Raw genomic sequence first — 19517 nt, forward strand, 5'->3', positions numbered from 1 at the left:
GTAGAATGTCTGTAATATATTTTTGTATTTCTTACTTAAACGAAGTGCCTTTGTTTGGCTTAAAAAAATATATTAGAAAAAGCTTTGTCTAACGTTGCGATAATTTCAAATGCAAAGCAAAACAAAATAAATGCAGGGAAAAATTTAGAATAAACAAAGCCGTTTCACTTATTTTCAAAATAAAGATTTACATAAAAGATATAAATAATCTTTAATCTAATTTATGATCGTTTCTTGATGCTAATTTTCACTTTTAATTTAAAAAAAAAAATCAACTAATTACAATTGTTATAGTTATACTTTTGATAATATATTTTGAATTACATGAACAGACTCTGAAATCTCCTGACGAAAAAAAATATTTTCAATCTGCCATATTGATAATTGTAATTTTTTGTATTTCTTACTTAAACGAAGTGCCTTTGTTTGGCTTAAAAAAATATATTAGAAAAAGCTTTGTCTAACCTTGCGATAATTTCAAATGCAAAGCAAAACAAAATAAATGCAGTGAAAAATTTAGAATAAACAAAGCCGTTTCACTTATTTTCAAAATAAAAATTTACATAAAAGATATAATAATCTTTAATTTGATTTATGATGGTTCTAATTTTCACTTTTAATTTTAAAAAATTCAACTAATTACAACTGTTACAGTTATACTTTTGATAATGTATTTTGAATTACATGAACAGACTCTGAAATCTCCTGACGAAAAAAATATTTTCAATCTGCCATATTGATAATTGTAATTTTTTGTATTTCTTACTTAAACGAAGTGCCTTTGTTTGGCTTAAAAAAAAATATATTAGAAAAAACTTTGTCTAACCTTGCGATAATTTCAAATGCAAAGCAAAACAAAATAAATGCAGTGAAAAATTTAGAATAAACAAAGCTTTTTACTTATTTTCGAAATACAAAGAATCTTTAATTTGATTTATGGCCAATTGTTGGTGCTATTTTTTTACTTTTAAAGTTTATTAAATTCTACAGGATGAAAATTACAATGGGTGCAGTTTTACTATCAATGATGTTTTCAGGATTAAATGCACAATCTCTGAAATCTCCCGATGGCAAGTTTGAAATGAATTTCCAGCTTAATAACGGAGTTCCTTTTTACAATTTAAAATACAACGGCGCAACAGTAGTTGAAGATTCAAAATTAGGATTGCGTTTGTTCAAAGATACTTCGGTGCAGTTTTCTTCTGAGATTACCAAAACTGAGGATGCTAAATTTGATTTGAATAACGATTTCGTAAAAACATCCGAAAAAAGAGATTCGAAAAATGAAATCTGGCAACCGGTTTTGGGTGAAAAGAAAAATTACATCAGCCATTATAATGAATTGGCGGTTACGCTGAACCAAAGTTCTACGGACAGAAGTATTGTAGTAAAATTCAGATTATTTAATGATGGTTTAGGTTTCAGATATGAATTTCCACAACAGAAAAACCTTAATTATTTTGTCATTAAAGAAGAAGATACAGAATTTGATTTTCCAACCGATATGAAAGCTTGGTGGATGGTTGCCGATTACGATTCTCAGGAATATAAATATCAGGAAACCAATGTCTCTGAAATTCCTGCGAGATGGGACAAAGCTTTTGATTCCAATGCTTCTCAGAAATTGATTAAAAATGCAGTTCAGTCGCCTTTAATGTTGAAAAAGGTTGGAAAAGAGCCTTTGTACATCAATATTGCCGAAGCAGCCGTTTTAGATTATGCGGCTTCACATCTTGAAGTAGATGCTCAAAATTTTAAATTTAAAACACACCTTACCGCAGACCGACAAGGTGCAAAAGGATATATTCAGACACCCTCTGTAACACCGTGGAGAACCATTATCGTTTCGCCAAAAGCTGAAGATCTGATGGATTCTAAAATGCTTTTTAATTTAAATGAACCTACAAAATATACAGACACTTCTTACATAAAACCCACAAAATATATGGGCGTTTGGTGGGAAATGATTATCGGAAAAGCGCAGTGGGCTTATTCTACTGCAGATAATGTTCATCTGGGTGTAACCGATTTTTCTAAATTAACACCCAATGGAAAACATGCAGCCAACAACAAAAGGGTAAAAGAGTACATTGATTTTGCTGCCGCAAACGGTTTCGACGGATTATTAATTGAAGGCTGGAATATCGGTTGGGAAGACTGGTTCGGTCATTCGAAAGAATATGTTTTTGATTTTATGACGCCTTATCCCGATTTTGATATTAAAATGTTGAATGAATATGCGTATTCTAAAGGTTTAAAATTAATCATGCATCATGAAACTTCAGGTTCAGCAACGAATTATGAAAGATGGGCAGATCAGGCTTTTCAGCTGATGAATAAATATGGTTACACTTCTGTGAAAACGGGTTATGTTGGCGATATTATTCCGAGAGGGGAGCATCATTATTCGCAGTGGATGATCAATCATTATTACAGGATTGTAGAAAAAGCGAACGATTATAAAATCATGGTGAATTCTCACGAATCTGTTCGTCCTGGAGGAGAAAGCCGTACGTATCCGAATTATATTTCAGCGGAAGCAGCCCGTGGAACAGAATATGAAGCTTTCGCAGGAAACAATCCCGATCATCAGACGATTCTTCCTTTCACACGATGGATGGGCGGCTCAATGGATTATACACCGGGAATTTTTCAGACCAAATTAGATTATTACTTTCCGGGAGACAAGCGTTTTGTGAAAACCACTTTAGCAAAGCAATTGGCATTGTATGTGACGATGTATATGCCTTTACAGATGGCAGCAGATTTACCGGAGAATTATGCAAAACACATCGATGCTTTCCAGTTTATCAAAGATGTAGCGGCAGATTGGGATGATACAAAAATTCTTTCGGCGGAACCTGGAGATTACGTTGTCACCGCAAGAAAAGCTAAAGGTACAGAAAACTGGTTCGTAGGTGGAATTACTGATGAAAATAAAAGAGATTATACGGTAGATTTTTCGTTTTTAGATAAAAATAAAAAATACGAAGCCATAATTTATGAAGATGGAAAAGATGCAGATTACATTAATAATCCTCAAAGCTATAACATCTACAAAAAACAGATTACAAGCAAGTCTAAAATCAATTTTAAAATGGCCCGAAGCGGAGGTTTTGCCGTTTCTATTAAACCTGTAAAATAAATTATTCGTAAATTGAGCATCTTTAAAGCTAGAAACTTTGAGGATTTTTCTTTTAAATGGTCTATAATGAAGTTGATTAATAAAATTTTCACCAAACAGAATACTTTTCTTTTTTTACTTATCGGGATGGTTTTCATGGCAAAGCTGATTCCTTTTCACGAATCTTATAATCAATATTTCAACCTTTCAGGGTTTATCGATTGGGGAATTGCAGGTATTTTCCTTTTGTATGGCTTAAAACTGAATCTGAAAGAAGTTGTGAAAGATGTATCCAACTGGAAATTACACTTGCTGATTCAGTCCGGAACATTTATCCTTTTTCCTTTATTGGCATTGGCCTTTTATCCTTTCATCAAAGATTCTGAATATTTCAATATCTGGCTTTCGGTATTTTTCCTTGCAAGCTTACCATCAACGGTTTCTTCATCGGTTGTAATGGTTTCCATCGCAAAAGGGAATGTCACCTCAGCAATTTTTAATGCCTCCATTTCTGGAATTATAGGAATTGTTATGACACCTCTTCTCATGAGCTTTTTCCTCACATCAAATGGTGAAGGTGGAAATCAAACAGAGATTATTCAACAGTTGCTGTTAAAAGTTTTACTTCCCATTATTTTAGGTGTTTTGCTGAATCCATTTTTCAAGAAATGGGTAACTAAATATTCAAATGTAATTTCAGAATTTGACCGCCTGATTATTTTATTGATTGTTTATGAAAGTTTTTCAACGGCTTTTATTGAAAATATTTTCGTTGCCGTTCCATCATTTGTCTTTATTGTATTGGCATTCACTGTTATATTTCTGTTTTTTGCAACGTATTATATTCTTAAATTGATTGCAGAAAAAATGAATTTTAAACCAAAAGATGTCATTACAACTACCTTTTGCGGCTCAAAGAAATCCCTCGTTCACGGAAGTTTGTTTCTTTTGGTTTTAGGAATTCCCGACGAACAAAAAGTTTTGTTTCTGCTCCCTGTCATGATTTACCATAGTTTCCAGTTATTCTATGTAAGCTGGTTGGCGAATAGAATTGCAAAACGTATGGAAATTCTGGAATCTTAAATTCAATGCTCTTTAAAATGATAAAATTTATTTCGAAAACGGTTTTATTATCAGTTTTTGCTTCTTTCTCAATGCTAAAATCTCAATCGGTGAAGGAAATCTTAAATAAAAGCGGTTCTTTCAGAAAAGATACTGCTTTTTCCATTAAAAGTGATTTGAAAGAAACATATTTGCCGGTTACGATTATTAAAGGAAAACAAAAAGGTGCCGTTTTTACTATTGTTGCAGGGATACATGGTTACGAATATCCGCCGATTATTGCCGTTCAGGAATTATTAAAAGAAATTCAGCCAGAAAATGTAAAAGGAAGTTTAATTATCATTCCGGTTGCCAATGTAGAATCTTTTCAAAAAAGAACGCCTTTTATTAATCCTTTAGATCAAAAAAATCTAAATACAGCTTTTCCGGGTTCTGAAAATGGAACTCCGACTGATCAGATCGCACATATTATCACCAAAGAAATTATTTCTAATTCAACTCTATTTTTAGATATTCATGGCGGCGATGCCAATGAAGATTTGCTGCCTTTTGTCTGCTATTACGACAGAAAAGATATGCCTGAAAATACCATGAAAGCTCATGAATTATCTGTAAAATCAGGAATAGAATATGTAGTTTCTTATCCTTATACTTTATCGCCGACAGAACCTGCGAAATATGCGTTCAAAGAAGCTACTCAGCAAGGAATTACTGCTTTAAGCATTGAAGCCGGAAAATTGGGTGCCGTTCAGAGAGATAATGTGAATTTGATTAAAAGGGCCGTGTATAATATGCTTGAAAACTCAGGAAATTACACGATGAAAATACCAAAAAACATGCATCAAAAATCGACAATTCTTTTAAATCACCAAGACTACATCCGAGTTCCCGATGACGGAATTTTTTATAGCGATTTAAAAAGTGGAGATCACGTGAAAAAGAATCAAATTTTAGGATATATTACCAACGGATTTGGAGATAAAAAGCATGATATTATTTCAAAAACCAATGGAATTATCTTATATAAAGTAGGAACACCACCTGTGAATAAAGGTGAAACTCTTTTTTGCATCGGATATAATTGATAAAGAAACCAGTTAAATGTAATTGCAATCTTTGCTGAGTAGAACGCCCTTGCGAACGAAAAATATTTTCAATTAGTTTAATAAAACTTTGCGAACTTAGCGTTAGAATTATTTACAACTTATATATATAAAATATGAAAAAAACAAAACTTTTCTTTGCTTTAGCAATCTTCCTATTTGCTTTTTCAGGCTTTTCAGCGCAATCTAAAAATGCGAAATTTGAAAAAGAAAAAACAGCAATTTCAAAAATGCTTGATGATTTCAACGTCGCTGCTGCCAATGCAGAATTTGAAAAATATTTTAATTTTTTCGCAGATGAATCTACATTTATCGGAACTGATGCTACAGAAATATGGAATAAACAGGAATTTAAAACCTGGGCAAAACCTCATTTCTACAAAAAGAAAACCTGGAACTTTACTTCTTTAAAAAGAAATATCTATTTCAGTAAAGACGGAAAAATGGCTTGGTTTGATGAATTACTCGATACGCAAATGAAAATCTGTCGTGGTTCCGGAGTTTTAGAAAAAATAAACGGACAGTGGAAAGTAAAGCAATATGTCTTGTCTGTAACTGTTCCGAATGAAGTGGTTGATAAAGTTATAGAAGAAAAGGCTGCAATTGAAGATGTTTTACTACAACAGCTGAAAAATAAATAATTCTGGTTATTATTTTTTATGAAATAAAGCGGGTTCAGTTTTGAAACCGTTTATAACTTTTTTTAGCAGATGTTTATCAGCTTAAAATTTAGCATTACTACATTTTATTTCAAAGAAAAACTTGATTTTGTTTCCGCAACTATTTTTAATTTTGTTATTTGTTTATATAGGTAAGGAAATCTCTTTTTTGTTGGTTATTTTGTTTTTAAAAGAAGAAAAAAATAAAAAATATATAATGTATTTGTCTTTTATTTAAAAAAAATATATACATTTGTCTGGTTATTGAAACAACATGAACAGATTAACTACTATTATTATTGTCATTATTATCATTATTGGATTACCAATGGTGAGAGATGGCATGTAATTATTAGTTTTAAAAATAATGTATAAACCATCCTCATCAGGATGGTTTTTTTTTGTGAAAAATTTTAAACAATTATAAATGTATTACAACCAGAACACAATTCTTTTTTTTGACGGAGAGTTTATAAATGCACAGAATGCAAAAACAGATCTTTACGGTCAGTCTCTTCATTACGGATATGCTGTATTTGAAGGAATCAAGTCTTACAAAACGTCAAACGGAACTAAAATTTTCAAGGCATTAGAGCATTATGAGAGATTAAAAAGATCTGCAGAATTAATGATGATTCCTTTCGAATATTCTGCAGAGGAAATGATGGAGATTACTTATCGGTTATTAGAAAAAAATAATCTTTCGAATGCGTATATCCGTCCTTTGGTAATTTGCTCGCCTAATATGTCACTTTCAAAAGGAAAACAATCTTCACTCGTGATCGAAGTCTGGAATTGGGACAACGGATATCTTGCCAATCAGATGAAAGTAATGACTTCATCCTTTCAAAGACCCAATCCTAAAGCTTTTAAGGTGGAGGCAAAAGTAAGCGGTCACTATGTAAATTCTATTCTTGCCTGTCAGGAAGCTAAAGATAAAGGTTTCGACGAAGCTATTGTCTTAGATGAAAATGGTTTTGTGGCAGAAAGTTCCGGAGCTAATGTTTTTTATGAAAAAGATAACACTTTATTTACGGCACCAAAGGGAAATATTCTTCCAGGTATTACCAGAGCTACTGTTTTTGAAATATGTGATCAGCTTGGAATTCAGTACGAGGAAAAGTTTTCAACTCCGGAAGAAATGCGTGGATCAGATGCTGCATTTTTCTGTGGGACAGCAGCGGAAATCGTTGCATTAGGATCAATGGATGAAGTGAGTTTTGCAAAACCCTGGGAAGACACAAAAGCCGCGTTAATTCAGACAGCCTACAGACATTTGGTGCTGGAAGAAGATTACTCTTATTTAAAAGAAAGATTACAATATGTGTCATAGTCTCAATAAATATTCAAAAACGCTTACCCAAGACCCTACGCAACCCGCCACGCAGGCTATGTTCTATGGGATCGGTTTTAAGAAAGAAGATTTTGACAAAGCGCAGATTGGCATTGCAAGTATGGGTTATGATGGAAATACCTGCAACATGCATCTCAATTCGTTAGCTGAAATTGTAAAGTCGGGAGTTAACCGGGAGAATTTGATGGGACTAATGTTTCACACCATTGGCATCAGTGACGGGATGACGAATGGTACAGACGGAATGCGATATTCACTGATCAGCCGTGATATCATCGCAGATTCTATAGAAACGGTTTGTGCAGGACAGTATTATGACGGTCTGATTACCGTTCCCGGATGCGACAAAAATATGCCCGGTTCTCTTATCGCTATGGCACGTTTAGATCGCCCTTCAATAATGGTTTATGGCGGAAGCATCACGCCCGGAAGATATAAAGGTCAGGATCTGAATATCATTTCTGCATTTGAAGCTTTGGGAAATAAAATAGCGGGAAAAATTTCGGATGAAGATTTTCAGGGAGTTATTGAAAATTCCTGTCCAAGTGCGGGAGCCTGTGGAGGGATGTATACCGCCAATACAATGGCATCAGCAATTGAAGCTCTAGGAATGAGCCTTCCTTACTCATCTTCCTATCCGGCATTGAGCAGAGAAAAAAAAGAAGAATGCGAGTTTGCCGGTCATTACATCAGAATTCTACTGGAGAAAGATATTAAACCCTCAGATATTATGACAGCAAAAGCTTTTGAAAATGCTTTGAGGTTGATTATGATTTTAGGAGGAAGTACAAATGCTGTTCTTCATTTTATAGCGATTGCAAAAGCGATCGGGCATCCTCTTACTATTGATGATTTTCAGAAAATGAGCGACAAAACTCCATTATTGGCAGATTTAAAACCCAGTGGAAAATATCTGATGGATGATCTTCATAAAGTGGGCGGAGTTCCTGCAGTAATGAAATATTTACTGGATTTGGGTTTTCTTCATGGAGAATGTCTTACCGTTACAGGAAAAACTTTAGCTGAAAACTTGGAGCATGTGACATCAATTATCGATAGGGATCAGAATATTATCAAAAGAATTGAAGAACCCATCAAAGAAAGCGGACACATCAGAATCTTATATGGAAATCTTGCTGAAAAAGGTTGTGTTGCAAAAATCACAGGTAAAGAAGGTGAATCGTTTAACGGGCAAGCTGTTGTTTTCAATGGGGAGAAAGAGTTCATAAAAGGCATCGAAGAAAATAAAATTAAAGAGGGAAATGTAGTGGTGATTAAAAATGAAGGTCCTAAAGGTGCTCCCGGAATGCCTGAAATGCTGAAACCTACTTCTGCTTTAATGGGTTCAGGATTAGGGAAAAATGTAGCTCTCATTACCGATGGCCGTTTTTCAGGCGGAACTCATGGCTTTGTTGTAGGACATATTACTCCGGAAGCTTTCTTAGGCGGATTAATCGGTTTGGTGCAGGACGGGGATCTTATTGAAATTGATGCCGTAAACAATACTATCAATCTCATGGTTTCTGAAGAAGAGATCGAGCTCAGAAAAAAAGCTTTTGTACAGCGTGATTTCAAAGTAAAAAAGGGAATCTTATACAAGTACGCAAAATCTGTTGCCGATGCTTCGGAAGGTTGCGTGACCGATCAATAAATTTTCACTACAATTAAATGAAATGAATACAATTCTGAATACTAAAAAAAATAATTCAACAGGAGATTTTCATACTGTTGAAATGACGGGTTCAAAGGCTGTGCTTGAAGCTTTACTTCACGAAGAAGTTACTACTGTTTTTGGTTATCCCGGTGGTGCAATTATGCCCATTTACGATGCACTTTACGACTATAATGAAAAACTTAAACATATTCTGGTGAGGCATGAGCAAGGTGCAATCCACGCTGCACAGGGATTTGCCCGTACTTCAGGAAAAACAGGAGTTGTTTTTGCAACAAGCGGACCCGGCGCAACCAATCTGGTAACGGGGCTTGCTGATGCAATGATCGATAGTAATCCTATTGTATGTATTACAGGGCAGGTTTTTGCTTCACTGTTGGGAACTGATGCTTTTCAGGAAACAGATGTTATCAATATTACGACACCCGTTACCAAATGGAATTATCAGGTTACAGATGCTTCTGAAATCTCCGATGCTATTGCCAAAGCTTTTTACATCGCCTCTACGGGAAGACCGGGCCCTGTTTTAATTGATATTACTAAAAATGCTCAGCTTCAGCTTTTTGATTATACTGGTTACAAAAAATGTGAGCACATCAGAAGCTATCGTCCCGAACCGGAGATAAGAAATGAATATATAGAAAAAGCAGCAGAATTAATCAACAAAGCTGAAAAACCACTTGTTCTTTTCGGTCAGGGAATTATTTTAGGAAAAGCAGAAAAAGATTTTAAATATTTTATCGAAAAATCAGGATTTCCTTCGGCTGCAACAGTAATGGGATTAAGTGCGCTTCCCACTGAACATCCGCTTCATGTGGGAATGTTAGGAATGCACGGAAATTATGCTCCGAATGTAATGACCAATCAATGTGATGTTCTGATTGCTGTCGGAATGCGCTTTGATGACCGTGTAACAGGGCGACTGGATCAGTATGCAAAACAGGCAAAAGTGATTCATCTGGACATCGATCCGGCAGAGATTGATAAAAACGTTAAAACTACAGTGCCGGTCTGGGGAAACTGTAAAAAAACATTGCCTTTGCTTACAGAATTAATTCATAAAAAAGATCATTCGAAATGGCTTAACGAATTCCGGGAGTTGGAAAAAGAAGAAATAAAGGAGGTAATTAACGACGAATTGCATCCGTCATCTGAAATATTGACCATGGGAGAAGCAGTCAATATCCTGAATGAGCTTACAGAAGGAAATGCAATCATCACAACAGATGTCGGTCAGCATCAAATGGTTGCATGCCGGTATTCAAAATTCAATCATTCCAGATCGAGCGTTACATCGGGTGGTTTGGGAACAATGGGGTTTGGACTTCCTGCCGCAATCGGAGCATGGTATGGTGCACCGGAAAAAACAGTTGTTGCGATTATCGGAGACGGAGGCTTTCAGATGACGCTTCAGGAACTGGGAACGATCATGCAGTTTGGAGCTAAAGTTAAAATTTTAATCCTTAATAATGAGTTTTTAGGAATGGTTCGTCAGTGGCAGGAGCTGTTTAACGAAAGACGCTATTCATTTGTTAATATTACCAGTCCGGATTTTGTGGCTCTGGCAAAATCATATTATATAGAAGGTCAGAAAGTTTCAGAAAGAAAAGATCTGCGGGCAGCTATCGAAACCATGTTAAATCATGATGGGGCCTATCTTCTGGAAGTGATGGTGGGAAAAGAAAATAATGTATTTCCTATGGTTACGCAAGGAAGTTCAGTTTCGGATATAAGGCTTAAATAAATCAAAAAATGGAAAAAAAGGAATTTACAATAAGTCTTTTTACGGAAAATTCTGTAGGGCTCATCGGAAGAATATCAGGAATATTCTCACGCAGAAAAATAAACATAGAAAGCCTCAATACATCGCCATCTGAGGTGGAAGGAATTCACAGGTTTACCATTGTTATCAGTGAAGGGGAAGAAGTAGTACGTAAGCTTTGCAGACAGTTAGAAAAGCAAATTGATGTACTGAAAGCATATTACAATACAGATGACGAGATTGTTTGGCAGGAACAGGCACTTTACAAAGTTCCGGCAGCTGTGGTCACCGAAAAAATGTATGTAGAAAGACTTTTAAGACAATATGGAGCTTCTACGGTGGTCATCAGAAAGGATTATATTGTGTTCGAAACCGCAGGACACCGTGAAGAAATCGACAGACTTACTGAAGAATTAACCAAATACGGACTAATAGAGTTTGTAAGAGGAGCAAGGATAGCCATTATTAAAAATAGTGAAGGATTCCACAAAAAAATACTCGATTTTGAAAGAAAAGAACCTTCCGTAGAAATCGTAGAAAACGAATATCTTGAAAAAAGAGACGACGTTTTCACCATGTAAAAATTAGAAATCATAAATCATTAAGAAAATAAAAAAATTAAAAATGGCAAACTATTTCAATACATTATCACTAAGAGATCAGCTTCATCAGTTGGGGCAGGCAGAATTCATGAACAGTTCAGAATTTTCTGACGGTATTGATGCTCTTAAATCAAAAAAAATAGTTATCGTCGGATGCGGTGCACAAGGACTCAACCAAGGGCTTAATCTCAGAGACAGCGGACTTGATATTTCTTATGCTCTGCGAAAAGAAGCAATTGATGAGAAACGGGATTCGTGGAAAAACGCTACTGAAAATAATTTTACCGTAGGAACTTATGAAGAATTGATTCCAACAGCAGATCTTGTGATTAATCTTACTCCCGATAAGCAGCATACTTCAGTGATCAATGCAGTGCAGCCTCTCATGAAAGAAGGTGCAACTTTATCTTATTCTCATGGGTTTAATATTGTGGAAGAAGGCATGCAGATCAGAAAAGATCTCACCGTCATTATGTTAGCTCCGAAATGTCCGGGTTCTGAAGTAAGAGCAGAATATCTCCGTGGTTTTGGTGTTCCTACTCTAATCGCCGTACATCCTGAAAATGATCCTCAGGAAAAAGGCTGGAGTGAGGCAAAAGCTTACTGTGTGGGAACCGGCGGTCATAAAGCAGGTGTTCTTAAATCTTCTTTTGTAGCTGAGGTAAAATCCGATTTGATGGGCGAACAGACGATTTTATGTGGATTACTGCAGACTGGTTCGATTCTTTCTTTTGATAAAATGGTAGAAAAAGGAATTGATGCAGGTTATGCTTCCAAATTGGTTCAGTATGGAGTTGAGGTCATTACCGAAGCATTAAAGCATGGCGGAGTAAGTGGGATGATGGATCGTCTTTCCAATCCTGCAAAGCTGAAAGCGTTTGAAATTTCAGAAGAATTAAAAGACATTATGCGTCCGCTTTTCCAGAAGCATCAGGATGATATTATTTCAGGAAAATTCAGCAAAACAATGATGGAAGACTGGTCAAATAATGATGCTAATCTTTTAAAATGGAGAGCTGAAACAGGAAATACCGCCTTTGAGAAAACACCGGCAGGAGAAGTGGAAATTGCCGAGCAGGAATATTTTGATCATTATACTTTAATGGTAGCCTTTATCAAAGCGGGGGTTGAGCTGGCTTTTGAAACGATGGTTGAAGCCGGAATCAAACCTGAATCTGCATATTATGAATCTCTTCACGAAGCACCACTGATTGCCAATACCATTGCCCGAAAAAAATTGTTTGAGATGAACCGTGTCATCTCAGATACGGCAGAATACGGATGCTACCTTTTTGATCAGGCCTGTAAACCTCTGCTTCAGGATTTTATGAGAAAAGTGGATACTGATCTTGTGGGCAAAAATTTTAATGAAAATAGAGATAATGGGGTAGATAATGTTGCTTTGGTTGAAGTAAATGAGCAGCTTCGAAATCATCCTGTAGAAATTGTCGGAAGAAAACTACGCAAGGCAATGACGGCCATGAAAGCAATAAAAACACAGTAAATGATCTGTCAAAACAGGCTTATCGTAGAAGCGACCCATTTTGTAAAATAAATTTAGAGCAAATTAAATGGAAACAGAAACATTCAGCATTACGATAGAAGCAGTAAAAAAAGCTCAGCAAAAAATATCTTCTGTGGTAAAAACAACTCCTTTACATGAAAATATTAGAATTTCTAAAGATTTTAATGCAAAAATAAGCCTTAAAAGAGAAGATTTCCAGCCTGTGCGGTCCTATAAAATCAGAGGAGCATATCATAAGATGAATAGTCTGTTCGAAGATGGAAAAACCGGTCGGGGAATAGTATGTGCAAGTGCCGGAAATCACGCTCAGGGAGTAGCTTTCGCATGTAGCGAGCTTCAAATAAGAGGAATTGTATTTATGCCGGTTACCACGCCGAAGCAAAAACTTGAGCAGGTGCAGATGTTTGGTGGCAGCTTTGTTGAAATTAAATTAATAGGAGATACTTTCGATAATGCCAAAGATGCTGCAATACAGTATAGTTTAGATAATAATGCTGAATTTATTCATCCGTTTGATGATGCCCAGATTATTGAAGGTCAGGCAACTCTGGCGCTGGAAATTCTTGAGCAGACGAATGAGTTGATCGATTATGTTTTTGTTCCGGTAGGCGGCGGCGGTTTAATTTCAGGGGTAGTTTCTGTATTTTCGGTTCTTTCTCCAAAAACAAAAATTATTGCGGTAGAACCTAAAGGAGCAGCTTCCATGAAAGCAGCATTGGAGTCAGGTACAAATGTAGAATTATCTTCAATAGACAAATTCGTGGATGGTGCGGCTGTGCAGAAAGTGGGAGATTTATCTTTCGCCATCAGTAAAAATTATATTTCAGATTGCATTGCAGTAGAAGAAGGTAAAGTCTGCGAAACCATATTGGAACTGTACAACAGAGATGCTATTGTTTTGGAACCTGCCGGAGCGTTATCAATTGCAGCACTGGAAAGCTACAGGGAATTATTAAATGGAAAAAATGTGGTTTGTATTGTGAGCGGTAGCAATAACGACATCACAAGAATGGAGGAGATTAAAGAAAGGGCAATGCTTTACAAAGGGATTAAGCATTATTTTCTGGTCAACTTTCCTCAGCGTCCGGGTGCACTGAAAGAATTTGTTCTCGATGTTTTGGGAGAAAAAGATGATATTTCTTTTTTTGAATATACCAAAAGAAATTCCCGCGAAACAGCTTTAGCAACAGTCGGGATTGAACTTTCGGATGCTAATGATTTTTCAGGCCTTGTTTCAAGAATGAAAAATTTAGGTTATTTTGAATCTTATCTTAATGCAGATCCACAGGTTTTGAATCTCTTAATTTAAGATTCTTTCTTATCCTAAATCAATGGCTTTAATAGTAAGGTAGCTGTACATTTGTATCGTCATTAAGACAATAACAATTTAAGTAACAAATAAATAAAAAGATATGAAAACAGTTTATCATAAAGCAGATTCAAGAGGTCACGCCAATCACGGTTGGTTAAATTCTTATCATACGTTCAGTTTCGCTAATTATCAAAACAGAGACAGACAAAATTTTGGAGTTTTAAGAGTTTTAAACGACGACACCGTTTCTCAGGGAATGGGTTTCGGAACACATCCACACAAGAATATGGAAATCATTTCTATTCCGTTGGAAGGTAATCTGGAACACAAAGATTCTATGGGAACAACTGCAGTTATTAAAAAAGGCGAAATCCAGGTGATGAGTGCAGGAACCGGAGTGATGCACAGCGAATACAACCAGAATAAAGACGAAGCCGTAAAATTTTTACAGATTTGGGTTTTCCCGAGAGAAGAAAATGTAGAACCGAGATATGATCAGAAAAGCATCATAGACGGCGAAAAAATCAATGGTTTCCAACAGATTTTATCACCTGATAAAAATGATGACGGCGTTTGGATTCATCAGGATGCATGGTTCAATTTAGCTAATTTCACTGCAGGAAATGGCAAAAACTATATAGTCAACAAAAAAGGAAACGGCGTTTATGCATTTGTTTTGAAAGGAAGCGCAAAAGTGGGCGACAGGATTTTAAATGAAAGAGACGGTTTGGGAATTTGGGACACGCAGAGTTTCAATATTGAAGCTGTAGACGACACAGAAATTCTTTTAATGGAAGTTCCAATGGATTTACCTGATTATTTGAAATAAACAATTAATTTTGCACCGTCAAAAAATCCTCTCCAATGGAGGGGTGTCAAAAAATCAAAGATTTTTTGACAGGGTGGTTTCATAAAAACCAACAATAAAACATTTTAAAAATATACAATTAAAAATAAATGAAAATCCTAGCCATAGCCGGAAGCAATTCCGATACATCAATCAACAAACAGCTGGTTTCTTACGCAGCATCATTATTTGAAAATGCAGAAGTAGAAGTTGTAGACATGAATGATTTTGAAATGCCAATCTACAAACATCAATTGGAAACAGAAAGCGGTGTTCCTCAACAGGCTGTAGATTTTGCAGAGAAAATTGATAATTCTGATTTATTGATTATTTCTCTGTCAGAGCACAACGGAACGTACTCAACGGCATTTAAAAACGTGTTCGACTGGACGTCAAGAATCAAGGGCAGAAAAGTTTGGAATGACATTCCGATGTTCTTAATGGCAACAGCAACAGGACCAAGAGGTGGTTTAGGAGTTTTAGAAGCAGCTTCAAAGAGATTTCCTCTACATGCAGGAAATATTGTAGATACATTTACATTGCCACACTTCAATGATAATTTTGATAAGGAAAGTCAAAAAATATCTAACGAAGAGAAAAACAATGAGTTAAAAGGAAAAGTTGCAAAAATTTCTTCTGCCGAAATAATCTTGGAAAAATAGCATTTGAATATTAACTTAAAATTAATATCTTTGCAAAAAGAAAAAGTAATGAAAATTCAGACCACTTTTAAAGAATGTTTCTCCAAAAAAGGGAATGTTGTGGACTCTGAAATTCTCAGATAATATAACGGCCGATAATCTACCAAGATTGTCGGCTTTTTTATTTTCAAAATTAATATTATAAAGACAGATAGATTTGATATTAAAGACGTAATAAATCTGAAATTCTCGAATCTCGAATCTAAATATCTAAGCAAAATATGAGCAACACATACAAATCTGCAGGAGTAGACAAAGAAGAAGGTTACAAAACCGTTGATAAAATCAAGAAAGCGGTGGGCGAAACTCACAATTCCAATGTTTTGAATCATTTGGGAAGTTTTGGAGCGTTTTACGAAATCGGTGGTTACAAAAATCCCGTTCTGGTTTCCGGAACTGACGGGGTTGGAACGAAGCTTAAAATTGCTTTAGACTCAAAAAGATACGAATCTATCGGAGTAGACTGCTTCGCAATGTGTGCAAACGATATTCTTTGCCACGGTGCAAAACCTTTGTTTTTCCTTGATTATTTAGCGTGCGGTAAATTAGATTCTGAAATCGCTGCAGAAATCGTTTTAGGAATGGTGGAAGCTTGTAAAGACAACAACTGTGCATTAATCGGTGGTGAAACTGCTGAAATGCCCGGAATGTACAAACCCGGAGATTATGACGTTGCAGGTTTCTGTGTAGGAATTGTTGAAAAAGATCAGATTATTGACGGTTCAAAAATCAAAGCCGGAGATAAAATTATTGCTCTTCCAAGCTCAGGTTTCCACTCCAACGGATTCTCTTTGGTAAGAAAAATATTCCCGGATTTCAACGAAGAATTCGAAGGGAAACCTTTATTCGAGACCCTTTTGGTTCCTACAAGACTGTATTATAAAGACATTCACAAGGTAATCGAGGAAGTTGAAGTTGCGGGTATCGCTCACATTACTGGTGGAGGTTTGTACGAAAATATTCCTAGAATTATCGGTGACGGATTCTGTGCTTCAATTGATGCTTCAAAAATCCAGATTCCAAGTGTAATGGTAGAGTTGGAAAAAAGAGGAAACATTGCTCGTGAAGAGATGTTCGGAACCTTCAACATGGGTGTCGGAATGATCGTAGTAGTAGATGCAGAGCACGCAGAGAAAGTTTTACACCTTCTGGACGATGCTTACGAAATCGGAGAAATTACAGAAGGAAACGAGAAAATTAATTTAAAATTTTAGGAGCTTAATCCCGCTTTCCACTATATCTTTTTTGTCATTGCGAACAATTGAGCTGATAAGTTGAACTTTTTCGCAATCGCAATAACAAAAAAGGATGCCGTTTCAATCGGGGCTAGAGAAGGGTGTATTTTTAGCAATAGTAATTTTTTTAATGAAAAATATTGTCATTTTAGTTTCAGGTTCAGGGAGCAATCTTCAGAGAATTATTGATACCATTGATAGCGGAGAAATCCAAAAAGCAAAAGTATCGTTAGTTGTAGCCGACAGAGATTGCTACGGACTCGAAAGAGCAAAAAAACACAACATACCAACTGCTCTGATTCCGAGAGGGAAAAATTTCAGCAGCGAATTGGCAAAAATTATTCCCGAAAACACAGATTTGATCGTTTTGGCAGGATTTTTATCTATTCTAAAACCTGAATTCTGTGAAAACTGGGTCGGAAAAATGATAAATATTCATCCGGCGTTGCTTCCTAAATTCGGAGGAAAAGGAATGTGGGGACATCATGTTCACAATGCGGTAATTGAAGCCAAAGAAAAAGAAAGTGGAGCAACTGTCCATTTTGTAACCACAGGAATTGACGAAGGAGACGTTATTCTTCAAAAATCATTCAAAGTCACAGAAAATGACACTCCAGAAACTGTTGCAGAAAAAGTTCATCTAATAGAATATGAAATTTTTCCAATAGCAATAAACAAAGTATTAAGCAGCTAAATAGCTACCACATTTGTCATTCCGTAGGAATCTAAGCGCAATTAAGATGCTTTCAGCATGACAAACAGAATATAAACAGTTAGTATTAGAGATGTCATGCTGAGTTTGTCGAAGCATTTCACGATAAAATATAAAGACACACTTAGATCGATTAAAATTATTTCAAAATTCAGTAAAATCTAAGTAAAAGTTAAGATCGGAGGTGAAAGAACCGGTCTACAGTTTGAAATAACTGTAAAAAGTAAAAAGTGAAAAGTCCCGAAAGGGCAAAAGTAAAAATGAGTAAAAATCGCAATTTATTGCGGTTTTTGCTTCAAAAAATGAAAAATCTATGAGCAAGAGAGTTTTGATCAGTGTTTCTGACAAAAGCGGATTAACAGAATTCGCACAGTTTTTAGAATCCCAGAAGTATGAATTGATTTCTACGGGAGGTACATTCAAACATTTGAAAGACGCTGGTTTAAATCCAATCCAAATCGATGAAGTAACCGATTTTCCTGAAATGTTGGATGGTAGAGTAAAAACTTTACACCCAAAAGTTCACGGTGGTTTATTGGCGGTTCGTGCCAACGAAGAACACATGAAAACTGTTCAGGAGCACAACATTGGGTTAATTGATATGGTGATTGTAAATTTGTATCCATTTTTTGAAAATGTAAACAAAGACATTCCTCTTCACGAAAAGGTAGAATTTATTGACATCGGTGGACCGTCAATGCTTCGTTCAGCAGCTAAAAATTTCGATTCTGTAACCGTAATTACTGACGTAGAAGATTACGCAAAGGTAAAAACTGAAATGGAAGAAAACGGAGATACCGTTATCGAAACCCGGAAAAGATTAGCCGGAAAAGTATTCAATCTTACTTCAGCGTACGATGCGGCAATTTCAAGAATGCTTTTAGATGAAGAATATCCAACGTATTTAAGTGCTTCTTATAAAAAAGTTGCTGATTTAAGATATGGTGAAAATCCACATCAGACTGCAGCTTACTACGCTTCAACTTTTGAAAATGGAGCGATGAAAGATTTCGAACAATTAGGAGGTAAAGAATTATCATTCAACAATCTTCGTGATATGGATCTTTGCTGGAAAGTAGTTACCGAATTCAAAGAAGAAATGGCTTGTTGCGCAGTAAAACATTCTACACCTTGCGGAGTTGCTATCGGGACTTCAGCTTTAGAAACATATACCAAAACTTTTGAGTGTGATCCTGTTTCAATTTTTGGCGGAATTGTTGCAATGAACTACAAAATCGATGCAGCAACTGCTGAAGAATTAAACAAAACATTCCTTGAAATCGTAATGGCTCCTGATTTTGATGAGGATGCTTTGGAAGTTTTAAGAAAAAAGAAAAATTTAAGAATTATAAAGATCGTCAATCCTGTTTCAGACAAACAAACTTGGGTAAAAGTTGATGGTGGAATCTTAGTTCAGGATAACGACAGTATTTTTTCTGATGACATCAAAGTGGTTACAGAAACGCAGCCAACGGAAGAGCAGAAAAAAGCATTATTATTCTCTCAAAGAGTGGTAAAATATGTAAAATCTAATGCGATTGTAGTTTCTAATGGAATTCAGGCTTTCGGAATCGGAGGCGGACAGGTCAACAGAATCTGGGCAACGCAACAGGCAATTGAAAGAGCAAAAGAAAAATTCACAGGAGATTTAGTTTTGGCTTCAGACGCATTTTTCCCTTTCCGTGATGTGGTAGATTTCTGCGCTCAGGAAGGTATTACGGCAATAATTCAGCCGGGTGGAAGTGTGAAAGACCAAGACAGCATCGAGGCTGCCAATGAGCATAAAATCCCGATGATGTTTACCGGTGTTAGACATTTTTTCCATTAATTAAAATAGAATTAAAAAA

15 protein-coding genes are annotated in these 19517 nt (G+C 35.8%); all 15 read left to right on the top strand.

All coding sequences use genetic code 11. The features are described from left to right. The first annotated feature begins 991 nt into the window (after positions 1 to 991). Positions 992 to 3145 carry a glycoside hydrolase family 97 protein gene (locus tag ACOOWA_RS04365; protein ID WP_421373450.1) on the top strand — a complete coding sequence of 718 codons (2154 nt, stop codon included), beginning with the start codon at positions 992 to 994 and terminating at the stop codon, positions 3143 to 3145. Positions 3146 to 3211: 66 nt separating this feature from the next. Further along, positions 3212 to 4207, top strand: a complete 996-nt coding sequence (locus ACOOWA_RS04370) for a bile acid:sodium symporter family protein (RefSeq protein WP_421373451.1) — start codon at positions 3212 to 3214, stop codon at positions 4205 to 4207. Positions 4208 to 4224: 17 nt separating this feature from the next. Continuing rightward, complete coding sequence (locus tag ACOOWA_RS04375; RefSeq protein ID WP_421373453.1) at positions 4225 to 5271, top strand: succinylglutamate desuccinylase/aspartoacylase family protein; 1047 nt, start codon at positions 4225 to 4227, stop codon at positions 5269 to 5271. Positions 5272 to 5405: 134 nt separating this feature from the next. Continuing rightward, complete coding sequence (locus ACOOWA_RS04380) at positions 5406 to 5930, top strand: nuclear transport factor 2 family protein (RefSeq protein ID WP_421373454.1); 525 nt, start codon at positions 5406 to 5408, stop codon at positions 5928 to 5930. Positions 5931 to 6375: 445 nt separating this feature from the next. Then, positions 6376 to 7281 (top strand): branched-chain-amino-acid transaminase, encoded by a 906-nt coding sequence (gene ilvE, locus ACOOWA_RS04385; protein WP_421373456.1) that lies wholly within the window; start codon positions 6376 to 6378, stop codon positions 7279 to 7281. Next, positions 7271 to 8953 (top strand): dihydroxy-acid dehydratase, encoded by a 1683-nt coding sequence (ilvD, locus tag ACOOWA_RS04390; RefSeq protein ID WP_421373457.1) that lies wholly within the window; start codon positions 7271 to 7273, stop codon positions 8951 to 8953. Before ilvE ends, ilvD begins: the two co-directional genes overlap by 11 nt. Positions 8954 to 9035: 82 nt before the next feature. Next, positions 9036 to 10718 carry a biosynthetic-type acetolactate synthase large subunit gene (gene ilvB / locus ACOOWA_RS04395; RefSeq protein WP_421374648.1) on the top strand — a complete coding sequence of 561 codons (1683 nt, stop codon included), beginning with the start codon at positions 9036 to 9038 and terminating at the stop codon, positions 10716 to 10718. 8 nt (positions 10719 to 10726) lie between these two features. Next, entirely contained in the window at positions 10727 to 11317 is a 591-nt protein-coding gene (gene ilvN, locus ACOOWA_RS04400; protein ID WP_421373459.1) for an acetolactate synthase small subunit, read from the top strand. A 43-nt stretch (positions 11318 to 11360) separates the two neighbouring features. Continuing rightward, positions 11361 to 12842 (top strand): ketol-acid reductoisomerase, encoded by a 1482-nt coding sequence (gene ilvC / locus ACOOWA_RS04405; protein WP_421373461.1) that lies wholly within the window; start codon positions 11361 to 11363, stop codon positions 12840 to 12842. A gap of 67 nt (positions 12843 to 12909) precedes the next feature. Beyond that, the gene (gene ilvA / locus ACOOWA_RS04410; protein ID WP_421373462.1) at positions 12910 to 14172 is read left to right on the top strand and encodes a threonine ammonia-lyase IlvA; all 1263 of its coding nucleotides are present in this window, start codon (positions 12910 to 12912) and stop codon (positions 14170 to 14172) included. 103 nt (positions 14173 to 14275) lie between these two features. Next, a complete protein-coding gene (locus tag ACOOWA_RS04415) occupies positions 14276 to 15004 on the top strand; it encodes a pirin family protein (RefSeq protein WP_421373463.1) in 729 nt (242 codons plus the stop codon). Positions 15005 to 15132: 128 nt separating this feature from the next. Next, on the top strand, positions 15133 to 15684 hold the full coding sequence (locus tag ACOOWA_RS04420; RefSeq protein ID WP_421373465.1) for an NADPH-dependent FMN reductase: 552 nt from the start codon (positions 15133 to 15135) through the stop codon (positions 15682 to 15684). Between the two features lie 260 nt (positions 15685 to 15944). Further along, entirely contained in the window at positions 15945 to 16937 is a 993-nt protein-coding gene (purM, locus tag ACOOWA_RS04425) for a phosphoribosylformylglycinamidine cyclo-ligase (protein WP_421373466.1), read from the top strand. A gap of 151 nt (positions 16938 to 17088) precedes the next feature. After that, positions 17089 to 17652: a phosphoribosylglycinamide formyltransferase gene (gene purN / locus ACOOWA_RS04430; RefSeq protein ID WP_421373468.1), complete on the top strand. Its 564-nt coding sequence runs from the start codon at positions 17089 to 17091 to the stop codon at positions 17650 to 17652. A 331-nt stretch (positions 17653 to 17983) separates the two neighbouring features. Continuing rightward, the gene (gene purH, locus ACOOWA_RS04435; protein WP_421373469.1) at positions 17984 to 19498 is read left to right on the top strand and encodes a bifunctional phosphoribosylaminoimidazolecarboxamide formyltransferase/IMP cyclohydrolase; all 1515 of its coding nucleotides are present in this window, start codon (positions 17984 to 17986) and stop codon (positions 19496 to 19498) included. The last annotated feature ends 19 nt before the right edge of the window (positions 19499 to 19517 follow it).

It is taken from the genome of Chryseobacterium sp. GP-SGM7 (genome assembly GCF_049166575.1).
In the GTDB taxonomy this organism is placed as follows: domain Bacteria; phylum Bacteroidota; class Bacteroidia; order Flavobacteriales; family Weeksellaceae; genus Chryseobacterium.

Bases quoted from the DNA above. Each gene is read 5' to 3' on its own strand.
- ACOOWA_RS04365 (WP_421373450.1), top strand. From the start codon at position 992: ATGAAAATTACAATGGGTGCAGTTTTACTATCAATGATGTTTTCAGGA.
- ACOOWA_RS04370 (WP_421373451.1), top strand. From the start codon at position 3,212: ATGAAGTTGATTAATAAAATTTTCACCAAACAGAATACTTTTCTTTTT.
- ACOOWA_RS04375 (WP_421373453.1), top strand. From the start codon at position 4,225: ATGATAAAATTTATTTCGAAAACGGTTTTATTATCAGTTTTTGCTTCT.
- ACOOWA_RS04380 (WP_421373454.1), top strand. From the start codon at position 5,406: ATGAAAAAAACAAAACTTTTCTTTGCTTTAGCAATCTTCCTATTTGCT.
- ilvE (WP_421373456.1), top strand. From the start codon at position 6,376: ATGTATTACAACCAGAACACAATTCTTTTTTTTGACGGAGAGTTTATA.
- ilvD (WP_421373457.1), top strand. From the start codon at position 7,271: ATGTGTCATAGTCTCAATAAATATTCAAAAACGCTTACCCAAGACCCT.
- ilvB (WP_421374648.1), top strand. From the start codon at position 9,036: ATGACGGGTTCAAAGGCTGTGCTTGAAGCTTTACTTCACGAAGAAGTT.
- ilvN (WP_421373459.1), top strand. From the start codon at position 10,727: ATGGAAAAAAAGGAATTTACAATAAGTCTTTTTACGGAAAATTCTGTA.
- ilvC (WP_421373461.1), top strand. From the start codon at position 11,361: ATGGCAAACTATTTCAATACATTATCACTAAGAGATCAGCTTCATCAG.
- ilvA (WP_421373462.1), top strand. From the start codon at position 12,910: ATGGAAACAGAAACATTCAGCATTACGATAGAAGCAGTAAAAAAAGCT.
- ACOOWA_RS04415 (WP_421373463.1), top strand. From the start codon at position 14,276: ATGAAAACAGTTTATCATAAAGCAGATTCAAGAGGTCACGCCAATCAC.
- ACOOWA_RS04420 (WP_421373465.1), top strand. From the start codon at position 15,133: ATGAAAATCCTAGCCATAGCCGGAAGCAATTCCGATACATCAATCAAC.
- purM (WP_421373466.1), top strand. From the start codon at position 15,945: ATGAGCAACACATACAAATCTGCAGGAGTAGACAAAGAAGAAGGTTAC.
- purN (WP_421373468.1), top strand. From the start codon at position 17,089: ATGAAAAATATTGTCATTTTAGTTTCAGGTTCAGGGAGCAATCTTCAG.
- purH (WP_421373469.1), top strand. From the start codon at position 17,984: ATGAGCAAGAGAGTTTTGATCAGTGTTTCTGACAAAAGCGGATTAACA.